Origin of the sequence: uncultured Shimia sp. (assembly GCF_913054185.1) — a bacterium.
GTDB lineage: Bacteria > Pseudomonadota > Alphaproteobacteria > Rhodobacterales > Rhodobacteraceae > Shimia.
On record NZ_CAJXIV010000037.1, the window covers coordinates 1 to 23,405 of the forward strand.

Sequence of the window (23,405 nt, forward strand, 5' to 3'; positions counted from 1 at the left end):
CGGCTTAATCCCACGGCAGTGACCATGCCGGCGGAGAGGATATTGAGGCCGAGTCCCTTTAACGCACTCATGACGGGGCCTCCGCATCTGACGCCGCAGGCACAGGCGTGTCGCCCGGCAAACGGAAGCGGCGGCCACGCGGGTGATACGCTTTACCCTGTCGTTTGGCGCGCTCAAGACCTTTGGCTGGGGTGCCAATCCAGGCCTCGGTGATCTCGGTGATGATGCGTTTCATGGGCACGTCTACACGCCAGACCATCGAGATGCGCCGCGCTTCGGTGTCAAACAGCAGGGTGTCTGGTCGCACCACACCTGAAAAAGCCTCTTCCCATCCACGAAAAAGGCGCACAGGGAGGTCGGTTTGCGGCAGCTGGAACTGCTCGCGGCCTTTGGAGGTGAGGTTAAGTGTGGTGACCGGGGTGCCTGTGGCGGGCGGGATGATCTGCTGATCTTTGCCAACCTGCTGATAGTAGCGTTCGTCAAAGTCGCGCGGTAGGAAGGGAAATACCTCGTCTTGCCACTTCTGATCATAGGTGCCGGCCCACTTCAACCGATCGGCGCGGGCGCGGGAAATGGGCCCCAATGCCATAGGGCGGTAGTCTTTATAAGGTGATGTGACTTCAACGCCCGGTTCTTCCGTCAGGGGTAGGGGCGCACCGCTGAGACGATCCTGATTGCGCGGCGTGGCATAACCGCGTCCCACGGGGTTGGCGGTATAAGAATGCGGGTTTTCCACCTCTGGGTCGAGCTTATCGGTGCCGCCAAAGGCCACATCATAGGAAAACGGCAAACGGCTAAATGGATAGGGATCGGTGGCCATAATCGCCGGGCCGACCACTCGCCACTCACGATGGCCCACGACCATCAGTGTTTTGTGCCACTCCCCAACCCGAATGCCCACTTGCACCCGTTCTGCCTTCTGCCCGTCTGGGGCATAGGCGGCGCCTTGCACGACCACGTCACAGGCGGGTTTTCGAAAGGCAAAATCGGTCTCCCATAACGTTGCGGAGTAGCCCGGCTCTCCAGTGTGCTGATCCGCCATCACCAAGGGTGTCTGCTCCACCTCAGGCAAAAGCCGCATTGGCGCTCCGGGTGTGTCTGGAAACGCCCAGGTGCCTTTAATCACTAAAGAAAAATACTCCCGCCCAGCCACATCCATGCCCATGGTGTGTTGGTGTAAATAGCCGTGGCGGTTGTAGACCTTCATCCCTGTCCGCTCCTGAAGTCACTCAAAGTGATAAGAAAAGCCGTCCTCTCCGCCGGTGACCGTGACTTTGATGAGCTCCTTACCCTCAAGATTGTGGTTGAGGATGCGGCGGCTCAATTCGGGCATCAGCGTGTTGGTCAGGATGGCGTCAATCATACGCCCACCGCTTTCGATTTCGGTGGCGCGGGCCTTGATCACATCCATGGCGCCTTCGCCAATCACTAGGTCCGCCCCGTATCCTTCGCCCAGCCGTTTGGCGATGGATTTGAGCTTAAAGCCTGCAATGGCCTCGATCATCGAGTCCGACAGCGGATAGTAAGGAATGGTGACAACCCGCCCCAGCAAGGCGGCTGGAAACACCTGGAGTAAGGGCGCACGTAAAGACTGATTCAGCTCGTCCATGTCAGCCGGTTGTGTGCCGTTCTCCGTCATGGCCATGATCTCGTCAGAGCCAACATTGGAGGTCAGCAGGATCAAAGTGTTCTTGAAGTCAATCCGGCGTCCCTCGCTGTCATCCATCATGCCTTTGTCAAAGACCTGAAAGAAGATTTCATGCACATCCGAGTGCGCTTTTTCGACTTCGTCCAACAGCACAACCGAATAGGGGCGGCGGCGCACAGCTTCGGTCAAAATGCCACCTTTGCCGTAGCCGACATAACCCGGAGGCGCGCCCTTGAGGGTAGAAACCGTATGGGCTTCTTGGAATTCCGACATATTGATGGAAATGATATTGTCTTCGCCGCCATACATAAGCTCAGCCAAGGCCAATGCGGTTTCGGTTTTGCCTACGCCAGACGGTCCGCAAAGCATAAACACCCCAACGGGTTTCTCGGGTGGTTTAAGACCTGCGGCAGAGGTCTGAATGCGGTTGGCAATCATTTCCATAGCATGATCCTGGCCGACCACGCGCTTGGCGAGATCCTCGGCCAATGACAGCGCACGTTCTGTCTGGCTGGCCATCATGCGGCCCATGGGAATGCCGGTCCAATCTTGCACCACGCTTGCCACAGCCTGTTTGTCGACGGCTGGAAGGATGAGCGGGGTTTCCCCCTGTGCATCTGTCAGGGCTGTCATACGTGTGCGCAGAGTGGCCAAGGTTTCTTCGCGGTCAAAGGGGGGCGCTGGATCTGCGGTGGCGTCGTCTGCTTCTGAAGCGCCGTCTTCGGCTGGCTCCTCGGGATCCAGCTCAGCAGGGTCAGCGTCGCCGATGTCTCCGGTGTCATCAACCGCCGCACCCGCGCCACGCAATTGCGCGCGCAGATCCAAAATTTCGGCAACCATGTCTTTTTCCGCATCCCAACGCGCCGAGGCGGCGTCAAGTTCACCTTCGGCCACGTCCAGAGACGCCTCTACAACTGCCTTGCGCTCGCCCACGTCGATGCCAATCGCTTCTTCGCGTTCAATGATACCTTCTTCAATCTCCAAAGCTGCGAGGCGGCGTTGAATGTCTTCAACCTCCGCAGGCGTGGCGTGTTGGCTAACCGCAACCCGCGCGCAGGCTGTGTCCAAAAGCGAGATCGCCTTGTCGGGCAATTGCCGCGACGGGATGTAGCGGTGAGACATTTTTACGGCCGCTTCGATGGCTTCATCCAGAAGCTCAACCTGATGGTGTTTTTCGAGAACGCCCGCGATGCCACGGCACATCAAAACCGCCTTGTCCTCGTCAGGCTCGTCCACTTTCACCACTTGAAAGCGGCGGGTCAGGGCTGGATCTGGTTCGATGTGTTGTTTGTATTCCGCCCAAGTGGTGGCGGCGATGGTGCGCAGCTCGCCGCGTGCCAAGGCGGGTTTGAGCAAGTTGGCCGCATCGCCGGTGCCTGCAGCCCCGCCCGCACCAATCAAAGTGTGGGCTTCGTCGATGAAGAGGATGATGGGCGTGTCGGAGCCTTGCACTTCGTCAATCACCGCCTTCAGGCGTTTTTCAAACTCGCCTTTGACCGAAGCGCCTGCTTGCATCAGGCCAATGTCAAGCATCTGCAGATCGACATTGCGCAGCTGGGGGGGCACGTCGCCACGCGCAAGGCGCTGGGCAAACCCTTCGACCACAGCGGTTTTACCAACGCCCGCTTCCCCGGTCAGGATCGGATTGTTTTGCTTGCGGCGCATCAGAATGTCGACGATCTGGCGAATTTCAGGATCGCGACCCACCACCGGGTCCATTTTACCGTCACGCGCCTGGGCAGTCAGATTGGTTGCAAACTGCGCCAAAGCGGATTTGCCTCCCGGTGCTTTCTTGCTCGCAGGCGCCTGACTGTCAGCAGGGGTGGCAGGGGCCTCGATGGAGTCCACCAGTAATTCATCAAGCTGTGAGGCCATTGCCGCGCTGTCCAACTTGTCAAATTCAAGACTGATCTTGAACAACAGGCCTTCCAAAACCGGAACCTGCAATGCTCCGAGAAGGACATAAGCGGAGCGCACGGTGTCGTCGCCAAACTCGAGCGAGCCAAATTGCCAGGCTTCCTGAATGGCGCGGAAGATGTGGTCAGAGAACTCCTCAACAGACCCGGCACCGTGGCGAAGCGCATCTGTGGCGCGCAGCACATCGCCGTCAAATGTGTGGCGATCTACCCCCGCCGATTCCAGCAGTAGCGCGAAATCCGACCCCTCGGCATCAGCGAGCCCGGTGACAAAATGCACAAGCTCAACATAGGGGTTGCCACGGCGTTTTGCGGCTTGGGCGGCTTCTGAAAAGGCCTTCAGGCAAGTTGGATTGAGCTTGCCCACAAGCTCTTTGCGTTTGATGGAATCCTGCGATCCACGTGGGGACATCTCAAAGTCCTCCGAAAAAAAGGATGAAGACGAACAGCGATGAAAAAATAAAATTCAGGTATACTGAGCATATTAGCCCCGTTTCGCATTTGAATCGACACCTTTGAAATTCCGCGCCCTTGCAAGGAGATTTCTATGAAGACGCCGCTGCCCACGGACATTTTTAAAGTTGGCCAGATACTGAATAACACCTATGAAATTAAGGGTGTTTTAGGGCGTGGCGGAACCGGAGAGGCGTACCTGGCGTGTAACCAGATCAACAACCGGGAAGTGGCGATAAAGGCGTTAAACGCGCAGTTCTCCGGCAATGACGATTATGTGGAGTTGATGAAACGCGAAGACCAGATGCGGTCGATTCGACATGATGCCGTGGTGCGATACATCGAGGTTTCCAAGTCTGATGACGGCCATGTTTTCCTGGTTATGGACTATATTGAAGGCCCGTCGCTCAACGGCATCATGACAGAAAAACGTATGGCGGCGCGTGATTTGTTGATTGTCGCGCACCGTGTCTTGCAGGGATTGGACGCAACCCATGCCGAGGGCATCATCCACCGCGACTTGTCACCCGACAATATCATTCTGGCCAATGAATCTCCCGAACAGGCCACCATTATCGATTTTGGGATCGCCAAGGATACTGCCACAGGGGCGCGCACAATTGTCGGCAACGGATTTGCCGGAAAATATGAATACGCGGCGCCTGAACAACTCGAGGGGCGCGTCGGATTTCAAACAGATATCTATGGTCTGGGCGCAACGCTTCTTGCCGCGTGGCGCGGCACAGTGCCGGACTTCAGCACGATGCCAGCTGAAATCGTCCGTCAAAAAGCCCAACCGCTGGACACAGAGGGCGTGCCTGATCCCCTGAAAGAATTGATTGACTGGACAACCAATCCTGACATGAAAAAGCGTCCGGCAAATGCCACAGAAGCAATCACTTGGCTGGATGGAAAGCTGCGCCCAAATCAGCAAGGCGAGGTTTCCAATGATCTCCCCAAGAAACGATGGGGACGCATTGTCCTTGCGACCGCCTGTGTGGTGGGACTGGCGGCAGCGCTGCTCTGGAATTTTGACGCCTTTGAGCCAGAACTACCGGTTGCGAGCCCTTATGAATTTCTCGCGGCAAATGATCCAAATGGCAACGCGGTGATCAAGACACATGCACCAGATGAGGCCACAGCAGAGCTTTTGCGGGGATCTTTCCGCGACGTGACAGGTGTGACACCGGTGGAAGGCAGTGTGACACTGGCACAAGGCATGCCTTCTCCAGGTTGGGCCTTGGCGGCGTCAGAACTCTTGAAGGCCGCGTATGAGCTTGAGGCGTGGCAAATCTCTGTAACAGACATGTCCGCACAGGTGACTGGCGTCGCCTCAAGCAGCCGCGTGCGGGCTGAGATTGCCGAAGTTTTTGCGGCCCAGGCACAGTCTAACAACATGTCTGTCGAAGCCGATCTGGTGGCCGGTCCGGTTATGTTGGCTGTGCAAGCCCTGACGCCAGAATTGGCTGGTGTAGCGACCTGTGGCGCGCTCGCATTGACGCGAGATAAAGACGCCACATTTGCACTCTTTGATGATGTCACGATTGTGGGCGATGTCGCGAATGTCGAGGATGCCTTAGCCATCCAGTCTCGCCTTGAACCTCTGATCGGCGATCGGCAACTCAAGGTGGAAACGCGCGTTTTAAACAATGACCTTTGCGCCATTCGCGCCGTCCTTCCGCAGGTTGCCGCCCAAACCGTCTCGGTGCGGCTTGGGCATGGGGACACTGGCGAAGATTCTCTAACTGGTGTCTTTTCGACCGGGGACAATCCCGTCGTCGACATTCAAATGCCAGAAAACATTGCTGATGCGTCGCTCTGGGTGATGGTTGTCGACAACACTGGCAAAGTGTTTCACGTCTTGCCAAATGTGTATGACACCGAAAACCAAGTTGATGCCCTGGGAGAAGTGGTTGCAGGCATTCGCCGTATTCGAGTGCTTTGGCCGGTTTCCATTCTCGCGCAAGATCCAAAAAAATTGGCAATCCAAGTGACCGAGGGTGATTACGGGAAATCCGAGGTCATTGCCATCCTTTCAACAGAGCCGTTGTTTGACATCAGGCGACCAACAGAGGAGAGCGTGGCTTCGGTCGCGGAGGCCCTTGGGGAAGTGATGGCGCAACGTTCACAGGATATCTTGGGCGTGGCCTATCGGATCATTGATGCGCGACCCTGAGGCGTGATGCGCTTGGCGCGATCAGAAACAAGTTGCTGGCCTGACAGCCTACCGGAAGGTGAAAATTTTCAGGAATTGTTATAGTTTAGTGCGTTTTTTGTGGGAGGCTATTTTGAACTTCAGCGAATTTTTGACCCGTCCGAAGGTCGCTGTTATGGCGACAACAGTGATTGCAGTGGTGTTCCAACCCGGGCTTGGAAGCGCAGATCCATTGTTTAATGTAACGGTGACCAGCAACGGAACCACCACAGAGACATCTTTCACAAACGCCTTGGATTTTGTGGATCAAACCACCACCTCCGCAGGCATCGCCGGATTGAATCCCAGCTACACAACAACGTCGACAGCCACGGTGTTAGGAGATTTTCGTGGAGTCGACTACTCCCTCGTTTATCCCGACTCCGGGTCAACTTTGCGGTTCTCCATTCCAGATCTGGATATCAGTGAAACCTTTTCCGAACAGACCCGCGAGCTAAGTGAGGATGCGCTGGATGACTATTTGGTCAGCAACCAAGACGGCATTCTTACACGGATTGGCGAACTCTTGGTTCAAACCACAGCGACGGACCCTGTTGCTGGCAACCCGACCTCTTTGCAAGCCAATATGATTTCCAGCGACTTTGGGTTGGGGTCGGGGTTTGGCGGCAGTGGCAGCGTCAAAGTGAACGATGACAACACGGTCGAGGAGTCCGCTGGCGGGATTCCGGGGGTGGCGGCGCGTTTGGGACGGTTTTCGGTTGATGGAGCTGAAGGTACGGTCATTGAGCTGCCAATTTCTTATGTCAAACCATTGGCAGATCCGCGTTGGGCCGTCGTTTTGGAAATGCCATTGACCTATGTCGACATTGGCGGGTCACAGTCCTATTCGGCGTCCCTTGGCGGTGGGTTGCGTATTCCCGTTTTGGACAACTGGTCAGTGACCCCAAGTGTGCGGGTTGGCGGTGTGGGATCAGATGATTTTGGGGCATTTGCCTATATGTATTCCGGGTCCCTTACGTCGTCGTTTCTGTTCAACGCAATGGGGCTGGATTTTAATCTCGGCAATATGCTCAGTTATATTTCTACAACCGGCAGCCCCGGCAGTGGCGAAAAAAGCCCGGATTATGATCTGCAGAACACGGTCACCCGAAACGGTCTGTCAGCATCAGGGCGCACAACTTGGCGTTTGTTTGACCAACCGACCACCTGGGAAGCGTCGATCGTCAACACCCAGATTTTCGGTGATGATGTCTATATTGATAACTATACAGATTTTGCCATTTCGCTTGGAACGGAACGGTCACAGAACGGGTTGACCTGGGACGCCGCCCGGCTTGGAATAACTTACACGGTCGGCAACCACGGTTACAAAAAGGTCAATGTCAATTTTGGATACCAGTTTTAACTTGCGTGGCAGCGCACATATTTGACCACCAAAATGGTGCCGGCACATGTTAGCGTGAAGGGAGGATGATGCGGTTGTTTACCACTCGGGCGTCATGCCCACAGAGCCGAAACAAATTTGAAAAGCGGACCGTCTCCGCGTTTCTGATGTCGGCAATGATTTGGCCTGTTCTCGCTTTCGCAGCTTTGGCCGCAGACAGGGTTGCTCTGTTGGTTGGCAATGGGAATTTTGACAATCCGGCGCTGTCCCTGGCTAATCCGATCAACGATGTAACTGATTTGGAAACCGCGCTATCTGACTTGGGGTTTCGGGTTACCGTTTTGCGCGACGGAACCCGATCCCAGATGCTGAATGGGTTGGCCCGGTTCAGTGCCGATGCCAAAGGTGCTGAAGTCGCGATGTTCTTTTTCGCAGGCCATGGCGTTCAGTATACCGGCGAAAACTACCTCATCGGACGTGAGTTTTCAGTGGCCAACACGCGGACCCTATTGAACAGCTCCGTCACACTCACCGAAATTCGAAGATCTTTTGAGCGTGCCCGCCCCAAAACCGGATTGATCTTTGTTGATGCGTGCCGAGATGCCCCGTTTGACATTGCAGAGATCGAACAGACGGGCCTGGCGCGCACGTCGGGTGGAGCGGGGCTGATGTTTGTGTATTCCACGGATCCAGGCAACGTCGCCTTTGACGGCTCAGGCCGGAACAGTGTGTTTACCTCGGCTCTGCTGGACCACATTGGCACGCCAAACCTGGACGTGCGCCTTTTGATCGGGCGGGTCAGGCAGCAGGTCGTGATGAAAACGGCCGGTAAACAAGTGCCTTGGGTTGAAGAGGCACTGCTAAGTGAGCTTGCATTTGCAAAAGCCAACGACGTGTCCAGCCTCAGCGACCCGGTTATGGCAGATATGCAGAGTTGGCAAATGGTGGTGCGTGATGGCAGTTTTGCAGCTGTCCAAGGATATTTGGCGGCGTATCCAAATGGCACCTATGCCGATATCGCCCAGTCTATACTGTCGTACGGAGATGGCGCGGCGGCAAAACCCACCTCTCAAACATCGCTGGAAATTGTGAGCAACAATCCGGATGCGGCCATTGCTGCGTTAAGGATGCTTGGATTTGTGCCAGCCAAAATGTCTCAAGAAACCCTGGGAAAAGCCGAGCTGGGCGCAGCATTTGAGAGGTATCAATCGACGGCGGCTGCGCCAGGAGATGCAAGCTTCCAGACAATGATTGATGATGCAACACGGTTGTCGATGATGCTGGCGTCCACCACGGCGCAGCGGATGCGCACAGACCTTGTTGCCCTGAATGGTGTTGAGCGTACACTGTCCATTGCCGAAGATGCATTGAGGGACTTTGAAGCCATCGCCGCAGGCAACGATGACTATCTGGCTGAATTGACACAGGCGCGTAGGGATGTGGCCGCCATCAAAGATGCCCGTGACACTGTGTTGGGGCGGTTGGATGGCAGCCGTGATTATTACCGGACCCTTTTGGATCAATCCGTCCTGTTTGTGCCCGAAGACGCGACGCTTGCGCTGCTGAACCTCAGCGGGGGCACCCGCGGTGCTCTCAACGCTAATCAAAGAGCAATGGCTGACACCGGTCAGTTTTTGAAACATGTGCATAGTTCAAGAATCTCCGAGGTGGGCAGCATGTCCTGGCTCACCGACTTCCTCCCCAAACAGAAAGAGTGAACCGATGCTTGTATTTCGTCTGTCCTCCGCATTCTTGACCACCCTCCCTGTATGCCTCTTGTCTGCTTGCGTCACATCAGATGACCCAGCTGATGGCGGTTTTGTGTCCGGCGTCGCGGGCATAACCTCGGGCTCGTATCAGGCGCGTGTCGACTCCCTCGAAGCGCAGGCGTCAGCCGAGCAAGCCCGTAATGCAAATCTGGCTAGGCAGATCAATGCTGCGGAGGCTGATCTGTCGTATCAGCAATCCAAGCTTGAGACACAAATGGCCACCACGCAGGGCGTAAGCGCGCAAATGTCACAAAAAGTCAATCGTGTGATCGCTTATGCGGCGCCCGCCCAAAACACGGACGCCAAGCTATCGGATTTGCAGCGCACCATTGCGGAGGCAAAATCCCTGAGCCTCGAGCTTGCGCAGCTCTCCAACTGAAGCGCTGCTAGAGGTCAACCGCCAATGCTTCGGCCACAGAGCGCATCTCTGATATCCGTTTGCTTAAAGTGGCCATGTCGCGGTCCATCGATGCCGTCTGGTAACCTTGCGAGGACAAAATGGAGCGGGTTTCGGAAAAGAGATCATTGTAGTTTTCGCCCACTTTCAAAGTTGCAGCAGCTTCGCTGGACACGCGGGCGTCTCGCGTTGCATCAGGCTGAGGGCGGCTTTGCTTTTCTTTCAGGGCGGCGCGCATGGCCCGCAGACTGTCTTCCATTCTGGCATTGGTGCGCTGCAAGTCCGAAATGACTTCGGTAAGAAGGCGCTCTTGTTCGGAAAACTTCTGCTGTTTGGACTTCACGTAGCTGCCTGCTGTGACGCCTGCCAACAGCCCGATTTGAGCACCACGGAACCCACCTTCTGAACCGTCGATTGCTGTCCCGATAGCAAAACCGGCAGCAGCACCAAGCAGCGCGCCCTCGCCAACAGTGCGTTGCAGCGCTTCACGGCTTTCCCTGAGTTGTTTTTCAGAATCCGTTTCCGGCTCCCAGCTCATCACGTCGCCGCTGTCACAGCTGGCCAAAATCAGTGCGCTTGCGAAAGCCAAAAATTGGCGTCTTTCAACAATGTGTTTCATAATCTCTACCCTCAAAAAATTGGTCGTGCTTTGTCGTCGTGAAAGAGAAAGTACAGTCATTTCCCGTGGTCTGAATGTGGTTGGCCACGTCTCATAAAAGGCGCCTAATGATGCCAACACCGTGCCGTCTACGACCACCTTACACCAAAACTGTTAGACGCGCAGAATTTGCGGAACCCGTTTCCTGTGACGCCATGAGGCCTAGCATTACAATTGCAGAAGGTGAGGGAGACAGAATTGTCGCATGGGGCCAATCAGGACATGACCAATAAAAAACCGGAACCGGTCGAATGTCCGCAAAAATGAAGCGCGGTCAGCCTTGCTCGCCAATGAACCGGATGTTTGCGTCCGATCCTGGGTCATTTAGGTCAGACGGCCAAGGCACAACCAGTGTTTGTGGTGTGGCGTTCGACGCTCGACTTCGACGTTTCATTGCTGGCTTGGCAAAAAACCTTGGTTCGTTTGGCAATGAGGCTTAACGTGGGGCACTAGCAACTGTTTTTAGGGGCTGAGGAATGCACTACATTAAGATAAAAGCCATTTTGGTAACCGCGATTTTGCTCACCCCGTCTGGAGCGCGGACACAATCTGGGGCTGAACAAGACAGCGACCTTCTGCAAACCGAAGAGCTTGAAACGCTTGTTGCGCCTGTCGCCCTTTATCCAGACACGTTGCTTATTCAGGTGTTGGTGGCGGCCACATTTCCTCTTGAGGTGGTCAAGGCTGACATGTTCCTAGAGGACAACGCTGATGCGGCGAAAGAGGATTTGAAGCCGCTAATCGAAGCCGAAGACTGGGACGAAAGTGTTGAAGTTTTGGCCACAGCCTTTCCAGATGTGCTTGAAGACATGGCTGCTCACATCGACTGGACGGAAACTGTTGGCAACGCAATGCTGGCCCAAAGCGATGATGTGATGGCTGCAGTTCAGGTCAAACGGCAAGCCGCCAACGACGCAGGCAATTTGGTTAGTGGTGACGAGCAAACAGTTGAAGTCATTCAGGAAGGCGACACCGATACAATTGTCATTCAGCCAACTGATCCCGAGGTTGTTTACGTTCCGCAATATGAAACAGAGACCGTGTATGTCGACAATTCCTCAGATGTCGGCGACGCCGTTGCCACCGGCCTGCTGATATTTGGCGCCTTCGCAATTATGGACGAAATTTTTGACGATGATGACCACTGGAATGACTATTGGGGCTGTCGCAATTGTGGGGGGTGGAATGGCCAACCGATCATTCGCAACCCGGACATCGATATTGATATCGACGGGGACGTTAATATCGGGGATCGAAACAACATTGGCTGGAAACCCAGTGAAGACCGTCAAAAAGAAGCCCGTGATACAATTGCGCGCAAGCGTGACAAAGATGGCGTGACGTCTTTGCCGGTGACCAAGCCGGACCGAGGGGACAAGATGCGCTCCGATCTCGCCAAGAAAAGTGGCGCCGCGGATATTTCCAAAAGCAAAAATCCTCGGGCAGGTGTCGAGCGCCCATCAAGCCCCTCTGCTGCTGACCGCAAAGCCGCGGTGGAGCGCACGACAAAAAAACAAACTCCGAAAGCTAGCCCACGTCCAAAAGCTCCGCAGGCCAGGGCCAAAGTGGCACCCAAACGTCAGGCGGCCCCCACAAATGGTGGTGCGATGAAGAAACGCGCGCCATCTCAGCGTGCCAAAGCGGGAGCTTCTCGTGGCCGGGCCGCTGCCGGTGCGCGTAGAGGGAGATAGACAAATGAAAAGTACACTCGCTAAATCCCTGTCCGGCGCTGTTCTTGGCTTGGCTCTTTCAATTTCGGCCGAAGCGCAAACGTCTGCGGTTTACACCACACCGCAAGCCGCGCTTGATGCAATGATTGCGGCCTTGCAAAAGGGCGATCAGACCGAAATTTTGGAAGTTTTTGGGGCAGATGCCAAAGATTTGCTGTCCACGGGAAACCCTGCGCGCGACAAGGCCAATCGCGCCGAAATTCTCGACTTGTTTCTTGAAGGGTACCGGTTCCAGCCTGCTGAGGATGGCGGGGTGGTTTTATTTCTAGGTGCGGAGGGCTGGCCTTTTCCGATACCGCTTGAGAGGGCAGGCACCAGTTGGCAATTTGACATCGAAGCGGGCCGTGACGAGGTATTGTTCCGGCGCATCGGTTTGAATGAGTTGGAGGTCATCGAGTTCATGGCGGTCTATGGTGATATCCAGGCTGAGTATCGCCTTGAAGACCATGATGCTGATGGGGTCATGGAGTTTGCGCCCGCGTTCTTGTCGAGCGAAGGTATGCGAGACGGGCTGTTTTGGGCGGGGGAGCACAGCCCTTTGGGCGCGCGTATCGCCCTTGCATCCCTTGACGGGTACTCTGACGGCGAAACCGATGTGGGTCCGGAACCATTTGGCGGGTATTACTACCGAATTCTGCACAGCCAGAGCGCCGCGGCCCCTGGCGGTGCGTTGGACTATGTCATTGGTGGCAATATGGTGGCCGGACATGCCTTGTTGGCGGTGCCATCTGATTACGGAAACACGGGCATTCACTCATTTTTGGTTTCTGAAAACGGTGAGGTGCATGAGGCAGATCTCGGCGAAGACAGTTTGGAAGTGGCTTTTTCACTCAGAAGTTTTGATCCGACTTCCGATTGGCGCCTTGTCGATTTGAACAATTGAATAGTTGAACAAGCGGGAGAGCGACAACTCTCCTACTGTGAGTAGTTATGCCGTAGATTGTGGGTTTTGGCTGCCTCCCAATCGCTTCCATTGTGGTCGTGTCAGAAGTCGCGGGTGGGGGATTTTCGTGGCGTGGAGCTTGAGCACGGATGTACAAGTGCATGGTGTGTGGTTGGCTATTCAACCAAACCCTTTGCCCCCCCGTTTTGATTGCCTCAAAGGGCATAAACCACTTTGTTCTCATCCATGGTTTCTTGCGGGAGAAAGCGCGGACAGCAGACCGTCACGCCAATCCGATGTAGGATCGCTTCCGCAGTTCCTTTGACCTGGCGGCCAAAGAGTGATGGAGCTTCGACGACTCCAAAAATCGAGCCATGCACGTGAACCGCGTGTTGGACCTCTTGTGCCGACAAGTCTTCAATTGCAACGGTGTCGCGATGCTGTGTTTGCCTGCTCCTTCGAAAGGTTGAGCAAACTCTACATTAAGGCGCGGGAAGTTTCGGGGGGCCGGCCCAACTGTCGGCAGGGCAGGTCCGCGTTGCTTACAATCTTCCTTCTTAGGACCATTCATCGGCTCAAACGGGACGTTGGATGGGCGTCCCGTCCGATGTGACAAAAGGCAAGATCTACTCTGGAAACACTCTTTCAAACTCTGCACGCAGACGTTTGAGATGAGCGCCCCATTGGGTCTCCGGAGCATTCTGAACCGCCTGAAAGGCACGCCAAAGGTCCATCCACCCAAGGACGGCGGCAGAACCCGACAAACGGTGCGCCTCCAGTCGGTCAGGTTGGGTGAGCGGATCGGACACCTCTTTGTCCTTAAGGAACAGGGAAATTTCATCCAGTGTTTCCTGGGTGGCTGCGGTATATCTCTCAAGGCCAAACCGTTTCAAAAATTCGGGCACTTCTTGAACTGGTCTTGAGCTGGACAAATTGCCATTTACGACACCAAACGTCTCTGCAAGTGTGCCGTGAATTGCGGCCCGGCGTACAGGTTTCAAGATCAAGCTCCGAAAATCATGCGTAAGTATCGCCTTATGATCGGCCGTTGACGCGTGCGCGGTCACCGCTATCGCTGGCGTTGACGTGTTGCGGGCTGCTGCGCCTCTGATCCGCTTCAGTGTCTCAAGGCCGTCTATGCCCGGCATGCTGATGTCCAAAAGCAAGACATCAAAATCTCGCTCCGCACAGATATCAATCGCATCGTACCCGTTGCTGGCTTCGCACGACTGACCGCCAAGTTCACGCACAATATCGACGAGGATCTCGCGATTGATGTCGTTGTCGTCCACAATCAGGGCCTGAAACCCCGCCGGAAGGGCAGGCAGCGACTGAGTGCCGGTGTTTGCTGGGATGTCCGCATCGCCCAGAGGCGGCAGGGGCAGCCTGAACGTGAACAAGCTTCCTTCTCCCAACAGACTATCCGCCTCCAACTCCCCGCCATTGCGCTCGACGAGACGCTTGGTGATTGCAAGCCCCAGCCCAGTGCCTGAATTTTCGCGATCAAACGACGTGTCGATGGTGACAAACTCTTCAAAGATCCGACTGAGGTTTTCCGGCGCAATGCCAACCCCCGTATCAGCCACACGGAACTCAACGAGGTCAGTACCAGCCAAACGCTCAACGTCTATTGCCACAGACCCGTCGCGCGTGAACTTAAGCGCGTTGCCGACCAAGTTCACCACACACCTCTGCAATGACCCGCGATCTCCAATCACCGGCCCCAAGTCGGGTGTCAGAAAGTCGACAGACAGCGCATTTCGAGATTGGGTGGCGTTGCCTTGCAGACTTACCACAACGTCCTGCACCAGCTCCTTCAGATTGAACGGGGCTTGCTTCGGCATCTCTCCCGCAGAGCTCAAGGACGACAGATCAAGCACGTCGTTGACATGGGAAAGCAACAGCTCACCAGATATGCCAATAGACGAGAGATGTCGCTTCTGCGCGGCGCTTAGATCTGATTGATCCAAGAGCTCCAGCGATCCGAGGATGCCGTTCAGCGGCGTGCGCATTTCGTGGCTCATAACGGTGAGAAGGTTGGATTTGGCCTGTTCGCCGACCTGCGCCTTTTCCAGCGCCTCTTTGAGGTCTTCCTCCGCTTTAAGCTCACTGGTGATGTCGCGCAGGAAAGAGACAAACACGGTTTCGCCACTGGCCTCCGACAGCGAGATGGAGAGTTCAACCGGGAACACTTCACCACACTTTCGCAAACCTTTTAGCCGGACACGCCCCGCGCCAATGACCTTTTTATCTCCGGTTTGGATGAACCGTTTCAGGCCCTCCCGATGTGCTTCTCGCAATTCTCTTGGAATAATCAGCTCAGCCATGTCCGCGCCCAGCGCTTCGTCTCGTGTATAGCCAAACACCGTTTCTGCCGCGCCATTGAATTCCACAATGGTCCCGCGCGTGTCCACAACCAAAATCGCATTCAATGACGATGACACAACAACCTCAAAACGTGACCGTGCCTGCTCGGTTTTCTGTGAGGCACGTTGCCCCTGCCGGTAAAGCTGGATCAAACTGGCCAATGCCAAAAACAATACGGCGATCAGTGCGGTCAACCCATACGCCAACCGGCGAAGCGTTGTTGACAGCCGGTTTCGGTCTGACGTTTCCTGTGTTGTGAAATGGTCGACGCCAGCCAACGCCAATGCGCGGACTTTAGGACGCAGCGCGGTGATGTCAGTGAGAACACGTGGCAATGAGTTGCGCAGAACTTCATCAGGCCCGTCGATTAGAGATATACTGCGATCCAGAAACTCAGAAGCCGCCGCCGTGCTGTGCGCAACGGTTGTTTCTTGTGCCATTGGGGCAAAAAACGCGCTTTGCCGCGTGGTTGTTATGCGGCTGTAGAAAATGTCAAAACGTTTGCGCACCTCACTAAGGCCCGCCGTCTCGTCCGCTTGAGCCGATTGAATCGCGCTTTGCAGTCGGAGCAATTCCACCTCTAGCTGAGACATCGTCCAGCTCACATCATCGTTTTGCGCCGTGGACAATACCCGTAGGTCGGTGAACACGGTACGGCCCAAACCGCCACCCAAAAGCAAGCTTGCCAGAAGCAAGCTTGCAAAAAGGACAAATGGCCATCTGCCATTCATAAAGAGGAGCCTAATACGCGGGATGGGGGCCTCAAGTCACTCATCGGCAACCACTTCAATGCGATCGAGCTGCCAAATACTGCGGGAATAATATTCTTCTGTTTTATAGGTGTCGTTACCTGCGAATGGGTAAACGATCCACAAAGGGCCTTTGTCACGCAAGGACATTTTTTCGCCGTTGCGCAAATAGGCAATGATTGGGCCATTCTCAACGGCGTCAGATGTTGGGATCGAGACGGTGTAGTCGTTGGCCGCTGTCGCCAAAAGGGTGCCATTGCTTGCGCCGACATGAGTAAGCAAGGCAGACAGCGAAACCCCCTCAAACGTCTGCGTCCCTTCTGTCCAAATGGTGTCCGTTTCAAACTGCACCAAAGGCAACGCGTGCAGATCATTTTCTTCAAACTTCCATTGGGTGCCTTCGGAGGCGGGGGCCACATCCCCAGTGACCGTCAGAATGGTATCCGACATGGCTTGGGAGGCCACCACCGCACACAGAATGACACCGGTCAAAATGCTTGGCGTGGAGGGGGTGGCGAGCAGTTTTGTAAAACGTTCCATGGGACACTCCGGTTGATTGGTTGGCGTGTCTCTTTTTGCCACGAGCGTGAGGACAACGGGTTTGGGCATCGGGTTAGTCACCTAACCTTTGGTATAGTTTGGGTGACCCTTCGTGGCAGCCTGGTCATCTGATGCACCAACAGGTTTTGCAAAAACTATGCGAATTTACTTGGAGTTATCCTGTTGATGCTGAAATTGGCGCGACGGGGAAGATGGTCAACAAAGGAGTTTGGTATGTCGCAGGAATTGCAACAAAGTCAGGGTGTCACGACTGGTTTACAATCGCAGGGCCACGTAGGGTCCTCCCACAACCCCAGAGTAGGACGCCCTGTTTCCATGCGTATTTTGTTGGCCGATGACCACGGGATGGTGCGTGAAACCATCTCCGCTTACCTCACCTCCGAGGGCCGCGCCGCCGTTGTGGCCGGTTCAGACTACTTCGAAGCCATGAAGCTTTTGGAGCAAAAAGGCCCGTTTGATCTGGTGCTTCTGGACTTCAGCATGCCGGGCATGAACGGGCTGCAGGGTCTGATCGATGCCGTGGCCGCATACCCCGATCAAGCCTTTGCCATAGTGAGTGGCACCGCGCCAAACAAAGTGGCTCAGGACGCTCTGGAAGCTGGTGCCATTGGCTTTTTACCTAAGACCATGGGCGCGAAGTCACTGGTCAATGCGGTGCGCTTCATGATTGCGGGGGAAACCTTTGTGCCTGCAAGCGTGTTGGCCGCCGGCGGCGAAGCCGAAGAGAGTGATTTTGAAAAACAGCTGAGTCAGCGTGAAAAGCAAGTGCTGTCAGGATTGTGCAAGGGACACTCAAACAAAGAGATTGCGCGGGAGCTGGACCTTCAGGAAGTGACTATCAAGCTGCATGTGCGCACGCTGTGCAAGAAGCTCAACGCCAAAAACCGCACGCAGGCGGCGTTGATCGCAAAAGAGGCAGGCTTTGAGTAAGCCCGCCTCAGCTTGCTGAGTTCAGAACACAAAGCTGTCGTAGAGCTGTGCCATGTCATCTGCTGTACCATGCAGAAGAAGCGTTGTGCTGTTGCCCAGTTGAAGTGCAACGTCGTCACCGATGACGCTCACCTGACTGTCAAACCACGCCGCATAGTCCGCTTCACTGTCTCCAATGTCCGCGCGGCGCAGATCCAGGCGATCTCCGTCTGCAACCGAATAATCCAGAATGCTATCTTGCGCCCCATCCAGGTCATCGCTGCGGAAAATGAACGTGTCGCCGCCATCGCCGCCAGAGGCCACATCACTGCCCGAACCGAGATACAACCGGTCCCCACCGCCGCCGCCATCCAGCGTGTCATTGCCTGACGCCCCACTGAGGTAGTCGCGATCTGCGCCGCCAGTCAGCACGTCATTGCCGCTGTCGCCGCGCAAGCTGTCGCGCCCCTCACCACCGGTGAGCACATCGTCATTGACCCCACCGCGCAGGTTATCGTCACCCGCGCCACCATCGAGGGCGTCATTACCTGAACCTCCAGACAATGAGTCATTGCCAGTACCGCCGTTGAGGATGTCGTCACCAGAGCCTCCCTGCAGATCATCCGCATCGCCACCGCCATTCAGCGTGTCGTCTCCACTGCCGCCGGTCAGGTTGTCTGCACCTTGATCCCCAGACAAGGTGTCATGGCCTGAGCCGCCCTCCAGCTGATCCACCCCGGCGCCACCCGACAGAGTGTCATCGCCGGACCCACCTCGCAAAATATCTGCTCCGCTGCCGCCGGAGAGATCGTCATCTTGGCCGCCGCCCGAGAGCGTGTCGTCTCCGGCGCTGCCAAACAGCACGTCTGCCCCAGACCCTCCGCTCAGTACATCAGAGGCGTCTCCCCCATCCAACGTATCGTGACCAGCGGAGCCTTCCAGCGTGTCGGCTCCCTCAGCTCCAAGCAAATAGTCGTCGTTCTCTGGCAACAGATTGCCAAACTGGTCGTAGCGCAGACCGTCGCTGTCATACTGGGACACAATAGTGCTATTCCCGCCCGGTCCATCGCCGCCGTGCAGATAGTCATCGCCATCGCCACCCAGGAGAGTGTCGCCAAGCCCGCCGCCAATCAGGTCGTCTTCACCAATACCGCCCGCCAAGGTGTCATTACCGCCGTTGCCTTCGAGCAGGTCGTCATAGGTCAACTCCCCTTCGGTGGTCGCAATCAGACTCAAGTCACGGATCAAAACGGAGGACGACAGATCAACCTCAACAAAAGGGTTTTCGGCGGTTGGGTCTGCTGCCCCGTCGTTGGAGTAAGAGCTTGGCGCCTCAGAGATCAACATCAGGCTCGCCTCGCCCGTCGCTGGGTCAATGACCACCTGATAGATGCCACCACTATTGGCAGTGGCGTTGTTCATGTCGTGGTCACCTGAGTTGCCACCAACAAACAGGTTGCCATCCGCGTCCATGATCGCCGCCCCAAAGGTCACCGCGGGAACACCGTCGAGCGTGACACCATCCACAACCGTTGAAGTCACGGGCACCAGGGTGAATTCCGGTGTGCCACTCGAAATATCGACAACCAACAGAATGGTGTCAGCCCCTTCGGATGGCGGCCGTGCCACGCCGTAGAAACTTTGAGTGTTGGCATCAAATGCCACATCGTAGACCCGATGAGTCACAAGGTCGCTGGGCAGTTTGTGTACGGTGACCTCGGGATTGCCGTTGGCATCCAGCTGATCCACGTCAATCACTGCAATCCGATCCATGCTGGATTGGAAAGACCAAAGGTTGCCCTGATCGTCAAAATCGCCGGTCCAAGATCGATAGGGCGTTTCGCCAATCCGGTAGCTGTTGCCTTGTGCGTCCAGCATGATCAGGTCAGACCGTTGCACGGCATTGCCCAAGCTGTCCACGCCGGTGCCAACGGCAATGGCATACAGTAGGTCATCTTCTGCGTTGTAGCCCATCGAGTTCACATTGACCGTGCCAGCCGCGCCCGCAACCTCATAAGTCTGCGTTGCAACATCAAAGACGTGCAGCGTCCCATTCAGCACCTGATAGAGATTGGCCTGACCATCTGCAAAAACGGCCACATCGACCGTTTGCCCGCCAACCTCCATCTCTTGCGTGTAGTGGAAAATTGGCCCGGACGTATCAATCGGTGGGCCTGAACTGGGACCGTCAATGGAGCGCAAAGTGATGTTTGTTGCTTCTCCTGCTGCGGTGAAGCTGGCGTCGAAACTGTTGTAGGCGCCACTGTCTGTTGAATAGGTGCCCACAACCTCGCCATTGATCAGGACTTCAACCGTCGCCCCCGGTTGGCCCGCTGCAAAGTTGGCCGCCAAGTCAAAGGACAGGTTGTACACGCCACCCTCTTCGGTTGTGATGGTTTGGCTCATTTGTTGATGCCCGTCATCCAATCCCAGCACAGACCAGATACCGCTGTTGGCATAGTCCGAGAACCCGGTGGCGCCGGCGGTGCCCTCCAGGAGGTTCTCGTCCTCATAGTCGCCATAGAGAGCATCGTTGCCGGCACCGCCGGTGAGGCTATCGTCACCGGACAGGCCAGTTATGTGATCGTCAGCAGCGGAGCCATCGAGCAGATCAGAAAGACTCGTTCCGGAAAGAAGATTAAAATTGCTTGGTGGCATGTCGTGTCCTCACATATGTCTGAAAAGATTGAGATGTCGGCGGATCACCAGCCGATGCCGTTGATCGCGAGATCCTGTGGTGCGGCGTCAAACAGGCGCACGACATCCACCACGGACACATTCTTGTGGCGCTGTACCGCGTCTCGGTAGGTGTCGCTGGCATGGCACACGATCACCACGTCGGCCTCGGCCATGACGCTATCGACATCTTCGCGCAGCATGTCAGTCAGGCCTTCGGCCAGTGTTGCCAAGCCTTGGCTGCCGTATTTGGTGTAGCTGGCAAGCCCATCCAACGGTGTGTCCTTGGTCACGGCTTCATCGTGGGCCACCAGTTCAATGCCCTCTTGGTGCAACGTTGCCATTGCTTCCAGAATGGGGCTCTCGCGCAGGTCATCGGTGCCCGGTTTGAACGCAAGCCCCAGAATCCCAACCCGCTTCGCACCGGTTTTCAGGACCATCTCCACAGCCTGCTGGATTTGCTCCGCGTTGGACTGTTCCAGCGCGCCAATCATTGGCAAATCGACCCCCAAAGTGCTGGCCACATGCTGCACCGCGCGGACCTCTTTGGGCAGGCAAGAACCGCCGTAGGCAAATCCAGGCTTGAGGTAATAGGCTGACAGGTTGAGCTTTTGATCCTGCGTGAAAATGTCCATCACCGCATGGCTGTCCACCCCAAGAGGTTTGCACAAACGCCCAACCTCATTGGCAAAACAGACCTTGGTGGCGTGCCACACGTTGTCGACATATTTGATCGTCTCCGCCACTTCGATGGTGGTCAGGATTGGCTTGTCATCCACCGGTGCATAAATGCGGCGCATGATCTCTGCCGTGGCAAAATCGGTGGTTCCGATCACGGTTTTGGGTGGGTTGTGAAAATCGTCAATCGCCACGCCTTCGCGCAGGAATTCCGGGTTGAAGCAGATGCCAAAATCCCGCCCCACAACCTTGCCGGACGCGGCCTCGAGGATGGGCGCCATGACTTTCATCGTGGTGCCGGGCGGAATGGAGCAGCGCATGGCAAACACGTGGAAACCATCTTTGCTGCGCAACCCTTGCGCCATTGCGTGGGACGCAGCTTTGATAAAGTTGTAATCACACCCACCATCTGCTGCGGTTGGTGTGCCCACAGACACAAAAGTCACATCCGTGTCCATGACCGCGCGAGACAAATTGTCAGTGGCGCTGATCAAGCCATCCGCGACACCCTGGGTCAGCGTTTCGGTGAGCTGGTCTTCGTGGATTGGGCTCTGCCCGCGTGCAATTTGTGCCACTTTGGTTTGGTCCAAATCGACACCAACAACCCGATGACCCAATGACGCCAAACAGGCGGTGGACACCGCGCCGACATAGCCAAGCCCAACCACGCTGATGCTCGATTTTTGACGGGGGGACGGGACGACGATCTCTGCGTCCTGTGGCGAAAACTTGCGGTATTCCATAACGTTGTCCTCCTGGTTAAATTCAGCTTAAGGGAACGTTTTCATAAAATTTTCTGGAAATAGGTCAGCCTGAACGCCCCGACGGTCAGCCCGCTATCCTTTGGAGAGTCCTTTGAGTTTCAGGGTCCAAAACAACAAAACCTGCATGGATTTCCATGCAGGTTTGCCGCGTCCGCCGACCGGGGTGAGCTGAAATCTTCGGCGGACGATCCGGGGGGGATTAGGCCACTTCCGCGCGGTGGTAGATGTCTTCGTAACGAATGATATCGTCCTCACCGAGGTAACAGCCGGACTGCACTTCGATGAGATGCAACGGCAATTTTCCGGGGTTTTCCAACCGGTGCACCGCCCCAAGTGGAATGTAAGTGCTTTGGTTCTCTGTCAGCAGTGTTACGTCTTCATTGACGGTCACTTTGGCGGAGCCATTTACAACAACCCAGTGTTCTGCGCGATGCACGTGGCTTTGCAGGGACAATTTGGCGCCCGGCTCGACCATAATACGTTTCACTTGGAACCGAGGGCCAAGAGACAGTGTTTCGTAGTATCCCCATGGGCGGTAACAGCGTTTGAACCCGTCGGCCTGCTCGGCCCCTTCCGCGCGCAGTGTCTCCACCACTTGTCCTACCTTGGCGCTTTGGCTGCGGTCGGCGATCAGGATGCCATCATCTGTGGCCACGGCCACCACATCCTTCAGCCCTAACCCAACCAACTTCACATCCGGATTTTCGGATTTCAGCAAGCTGCCTTCACAGTCAATTGCTGTGGCATTTCCGAGGGAGACCGTGCCTGTTGCGTCCGCGTCACCAATATCTTTGAGCGCCTGCCAACTGCCCAAATCTGACCATCCACAAGTCAGCGGCAATGCCGCGCACTCCTGCAACTTCTCCATAATGGCATGGTCAAACGAGATATTGGCACAGCGTTTGTAAGCCTCAGCATTCAACCGGGTGAACCCAAGATCTTGCTCGCCCAACGCCATCGCGGCCTCCGCAGGGCCAATCAGCTCCGGCGCGTGGGTTTCAAAAGCCTTCAGAACCGTGTCGACGCGGAACAGGAACATACCGGAGTTCCACAGCCAGTTGCCCTCTTCGAGCATCGCGGTGGCGGTTTCGACATCCGGTTTCTCGGCAAACTGCGAAATCATCAGTGCGTCATCATTCCCACCCTCAACGCGGAGATAGCCAAACCCGGTGGCAGCATGGTCCGGCTTGATGCCCAAGGTCACGATCATGCCCTTTTGCGCCACCCGTGCGGCCTTGGAGATCATCTCCCGGAACGTTGTATCATCTGTAATCTGATGATCGCTTGGCAGCACCAAAAGAACCTTTTCCGGGTCATCCTTGTGCGCCAGTGCGGTGGTCAGCACCGCTGGTCCTGTGTTGCGTCCTTCCGGCTCCACAATCAACGCGCCGCAGGCAACCTGCATTTCAGCCATCTGCTTCTGCGCAATAAAGCGATAGTCTTCACCGGTGATCACGGTTGGCTCTGTGAACTCGGGCGCGATCACCCGATCCACCGTTTGCTGAAACAGGCTGGGACCGTCCAACAGGTTCGCGAACTGTTTGGGAAAACTCTTGCGCGACACGGGCCACAAACGGGTGCCGGACCCTCCGGCGAGAATAACAGGTGTGATCATGAACTCATCCTTTCTTAGATTGCTGAGATCAGGCTAGCGGCGGACGAGAAGGTGAAGGTGCTGTCGGAGGACTATGCAGTCACGCGAAAGGAT

Annotated in this window: 15 protein-coding genes; 7 read left to right on the forward strand and 8 right to left on the reverse strand. The window is 55.8% G+C overall.

Annotation, left to right across the window (positions count from 1 at the left end; all coding sequences use genetic code 11):
• Positions 1-67: 67 nt before the first annotated feature.
• Together QZ517_RS09690 and tssH are read right to left on the reverse strand one after the other, a co-directional pair.
• A complete protein-coding gene (locus tag QZ517_RS09690) occupies positions 68-1,207 on the reverse strand; it encodes a DUF2169 domain-containing protein (RefSeq protein ID WP_294225838.1) in 1,140 nt (379 codons plus the stop codon).
• 18 nt (positions 1,208-1,225) lie between these two features.
• Entirely contained in the window at positions 1,226-3,976 is a 2,751-nt protein-coding gene (tssH, locus tag QZ517_RS09695) for a type VI secretion system ATPase TssH (protein ID WP_294225841.1), read from the reverse strand.
• 135 nt (positions 3,977-4,111) lie between these two features.
• Here tssH and QZ517_RS09700 point away from each other — a divergent pair, with 135 nt between their 5' ends.
• From QZ517_RS09700 to QZ517_RS09715, 4 genes are all read left to right on the forward strand, one after another.
• The gene (locus tag QZ517_RS09700; protein WP_294225844.1) at positions 4,112-6,193 is read left to right on the forward strand and encodes a serine/threonine protein kinase; all 2,082 of its coding nucleotides are present in this window, start codon (positions 4,112-4,114) and stop codon (positions 6,191-6,193) included.
• 112 nt (positions 6,194-6,305) lie between these two features.
• Entirely contained in the window at positions 6,306-7,577 is a 1,272-nt protein-coding gene (locus QZ517_RS09705) for a hypothetical protein (protein ID WP_294225849.1), read from the forward strand.
• A gap of 155 nt (positions 7,578-7,732) precedes the next feature.
• On the forward strand, positions 7,733-9,274 hold the full coding sequence (locus QZ517_RS09710; protein ID WP_294225852.1) for a caspase family protein: 1,542 nt from the start codon (positions 7,733-7,735) through the stop codon (positions 9,272-9,274).
• A gap of 4 nt (positions 9,275-9,278) precedes the next feature.
• Complete coding sequence (locus QZ517_RS09715) at positions 9,279-9,704, forward strand: hypothetical protein (RefSeq protein WP_294225857.1); 426 nt, start codon at positions 9,279-9,281, stop codon at positions 9,702-9,704.
• Between the two features lie 7 nt (positions 9,705-9,711).
• On the opposite strand, the gene QZ517_RS09720 is transcribed toward QZ517_RS09715, so the two are convergent.
• Positions 9,712-10,341, reverse strand: coding sequence for a hypothetical protein (locus QZ517_RS09720; protein ID WP_294225860.1), 630 nt, complete (start codon positions 10,339-10,341; stop codon positions 9,712-9,714).
• Positions 10,342-10,856: 515 nt separating this feature from the next.
• On the opposite strand from QZ517_RS09720, the gene QZ517_RS09725 reads away from it, so the two are divergent.
• A complete protein-coding gene (locus QZ517_RS09725; protein ID WP_294225863.1) occupies positions 10,857-12,071 on the forward strand; it encodes a DUF3300 domain-containing protein in 1,215 nt (404 codons plus the stop codon).
• A 4-nt stretch (positions 12,072-12,075) separates the two neighbouring features.
• Positions 12,076-12,993 (forward strand): DUF2950 family protein, encoded by a 918-nt coding sequence (locus QZ517_RS09730; RefSeq protein WP_294225867.1) that lies wholly within the window; start codon positions 12,076-12,078, stop codon positions 12,991-12,993.
• A gap of 626 nt (positions 12,994-13,619) precedes the next feature.
• Here QZ517_RS09730 and QZ517_RS09735 read toward each other — a convergent pair.
• Together QZ517_RS09735 and QZ517_RS09740 are read right to left on the reverse strand one after the other, a co-directional pair.
• Entirely contained in the window at positions 13,620-16,091 is a 2,472-nt protein-coding gene (locus QZ517_RS09735; protein WP_294225870.1) for a PAS domain-containing hybrid sensor histidine kinase/response regulator, read from the reverse strand.
• A gap of 36 nt (positions 16,092-16,127) precedes the next feature.
• The gene (locus QZ517_RS09740; protein WP_294225873.1) at positions 16,128-16,649 is read right to left on the reverse strand and encodes a molybdopterin-dependent oxidoreductase; all 522 of its coding nucleotides are present in this window, start codon (positions 16,647-16,649) and stop codon (positions 16,128-16,130) included.
• 336 nt (positions 16,650-16,985) lie between these two features.
• Here QZ517_RS09740 and QZ517_RS09745 point away from each other — a divergent pair, with 336 nt between their 5' ends.
• Complete coding sequence (locus QZ517_RS09745) at positions 16,986-17,600, forward strand: response regulator transcription factor (protein ID WP_294225876.1); 615 nt, start codon at positions 16,986-16,988, stop codon at positions 17,598-17,600.
• Positions 17,601-17,621: 21 nt separating this feature from the next.
• On the opposite strand, the gene QZ517_RS09750 is transcribed toward QZ517_RS09745, so the two are convergent.
• From QZ517_RS09750 to QZ517_RS09760, 3 genes are all read right to left on the reverse strand, one after another.
• The gene (locus QZ517_RS09750; protein WP_294225879.1) at positions 17,622-20,237 is read right to left on the reverse strand and encodes a type I secretion protein; all 2,616 of its coding nucleotides are present in this window, start codon (positions 20,235-20,237) and stop codon (positions 17,622-17,624) included.
• Positions 20,238-20,281: 44 nt separating this feature from the next.
• Positions 20,282-21,676, reverse strand: coding sequence for a nucleotide sugar dehydrogenase (locus QZ517_RS09755; protein ID WP_294225882.1), 1,395 nt, complete (start codon positions 21,674-21,676; stop codon positions 20,282-20,284).
• A gap of 220 nt (positions 21,677-21,896) precedes the next feature.
• On the reverse strand, positions 21,897-23,312 hold the full coding sequence (locus QZ517_RS09760) for a mannose-1-phosphate guanylyltransferase/mannose-6-phosphate isomerase (RefSeq protein ID WP_294225885.1): 1,416 nt from the start codon (positions 23,310-23,312) through the stop codon (positions 21,897-21,899).
• Positions 23,313-23,405: the final 93 nt, after the last annotated feature.

Excerpts from the sequence above, each read along its gene's own strand:
- QZ517_RS09720 (WP_294225860.1), bottom strand. The coding sequence starts at position 10,341 with ATGAAACACATTGTTGAAAGACGCCAATTTTTGGCTTTCGCAAGCGCA.
- QZ517_RS09725 (WP_294225863.1), top strand. The coding sequence starts at position 10,857 with ATGCACTACATTAAGATAAAAGCCATTTTGGTAACCGCGATTTTGCTC.
- QZ517_RS09755 (WP_294225882.1), bottom strand. The coding sequence starts at position 21,676 with ATGGAATACCGCAAGTTTTCGCCACAGGACGCAGAGATCGTCGTCCCG.
- QZ517_RS09735 (WP_294225870.1), bottom strand. The coding sequence starts at position 16,091 with ATGAATGGCAGATGGCCATTTGTCCTTTTTGCAAGCTTGCTTCTGGCA.
- QZ517_RS09730 (WP_294225867.1), top strand. The coding sequence starts at position 12,076 with ATGAAAAGTACACTCGCTAAATCCCTGTCCGGCGCTGTTCTTGGCTTG.
- QZ517_RS09745 (WP_294225876.1), top strand. The coding sequence starts at position 16,986 with ATGCGTATTTTGTTGGCCGATGACCACGGGATGGTGCGTGAAACCATC.
- QZ517_RS09690 (WP_294225838.1), bottom strand. The coding sequence starts at position 1,207 with ATGAAGGTCTACAACCGCCACGGCTATTTACACCAACACACCATGGGC.
- tssH (WP_294225841.1), bottom strand. The coding sequence starts at position 3,976 with ATGTCCCCACGTGGATCGCAGGATTCCATCAAACGCAAAGAGCTTGTG.
- QZ517_RS09710 (WP_294225852.1), top strand. The coding sequence starts at position 7,733 with ATGATTTGGCCTGTTCTCGCTTTCGCAGCTTTGGCCGCAGACAGGGTT.
- QZ517_RS09700 (WP_294225844.1), top strand. The coding sequence starts at position 4,112 with ATGAAGACGCCGCTGCCCACGGACATTTTTAAAGTTGGCCAGATACTG.
- QZ517_RS09760 (WP_294225885.1), bottom strand. The coding sequence starts at position 23,312 with ATGATCACACCTGTTATTCTCGCCGGAGGGTCCGGCACCCGTTTGTGG.
- QZ517_RS09740 (WP_294225873.1), bottom strand. The coding sequence starts at position 16,649 with ATGGAACGTTTTACAAAACTGCTCGCCACCCCCTCCACGCCAAGCATT.
- QZ517_RS09715 (WP_294225857.1), top strand. The coding sequence starts at position 9,279 with ATGCTTGTATTTCGTCTGTCCTCCGCATTCTTGACCACCCTCCCTGTA.
- QZ517_RS09750 (WP_294225879.1), bottom strand. The coding sequence starts at position 20,237 with ATGCCACCAAGCAATTTTAATCTTCTTTCCGGAACGAGTCTTTCTGAT.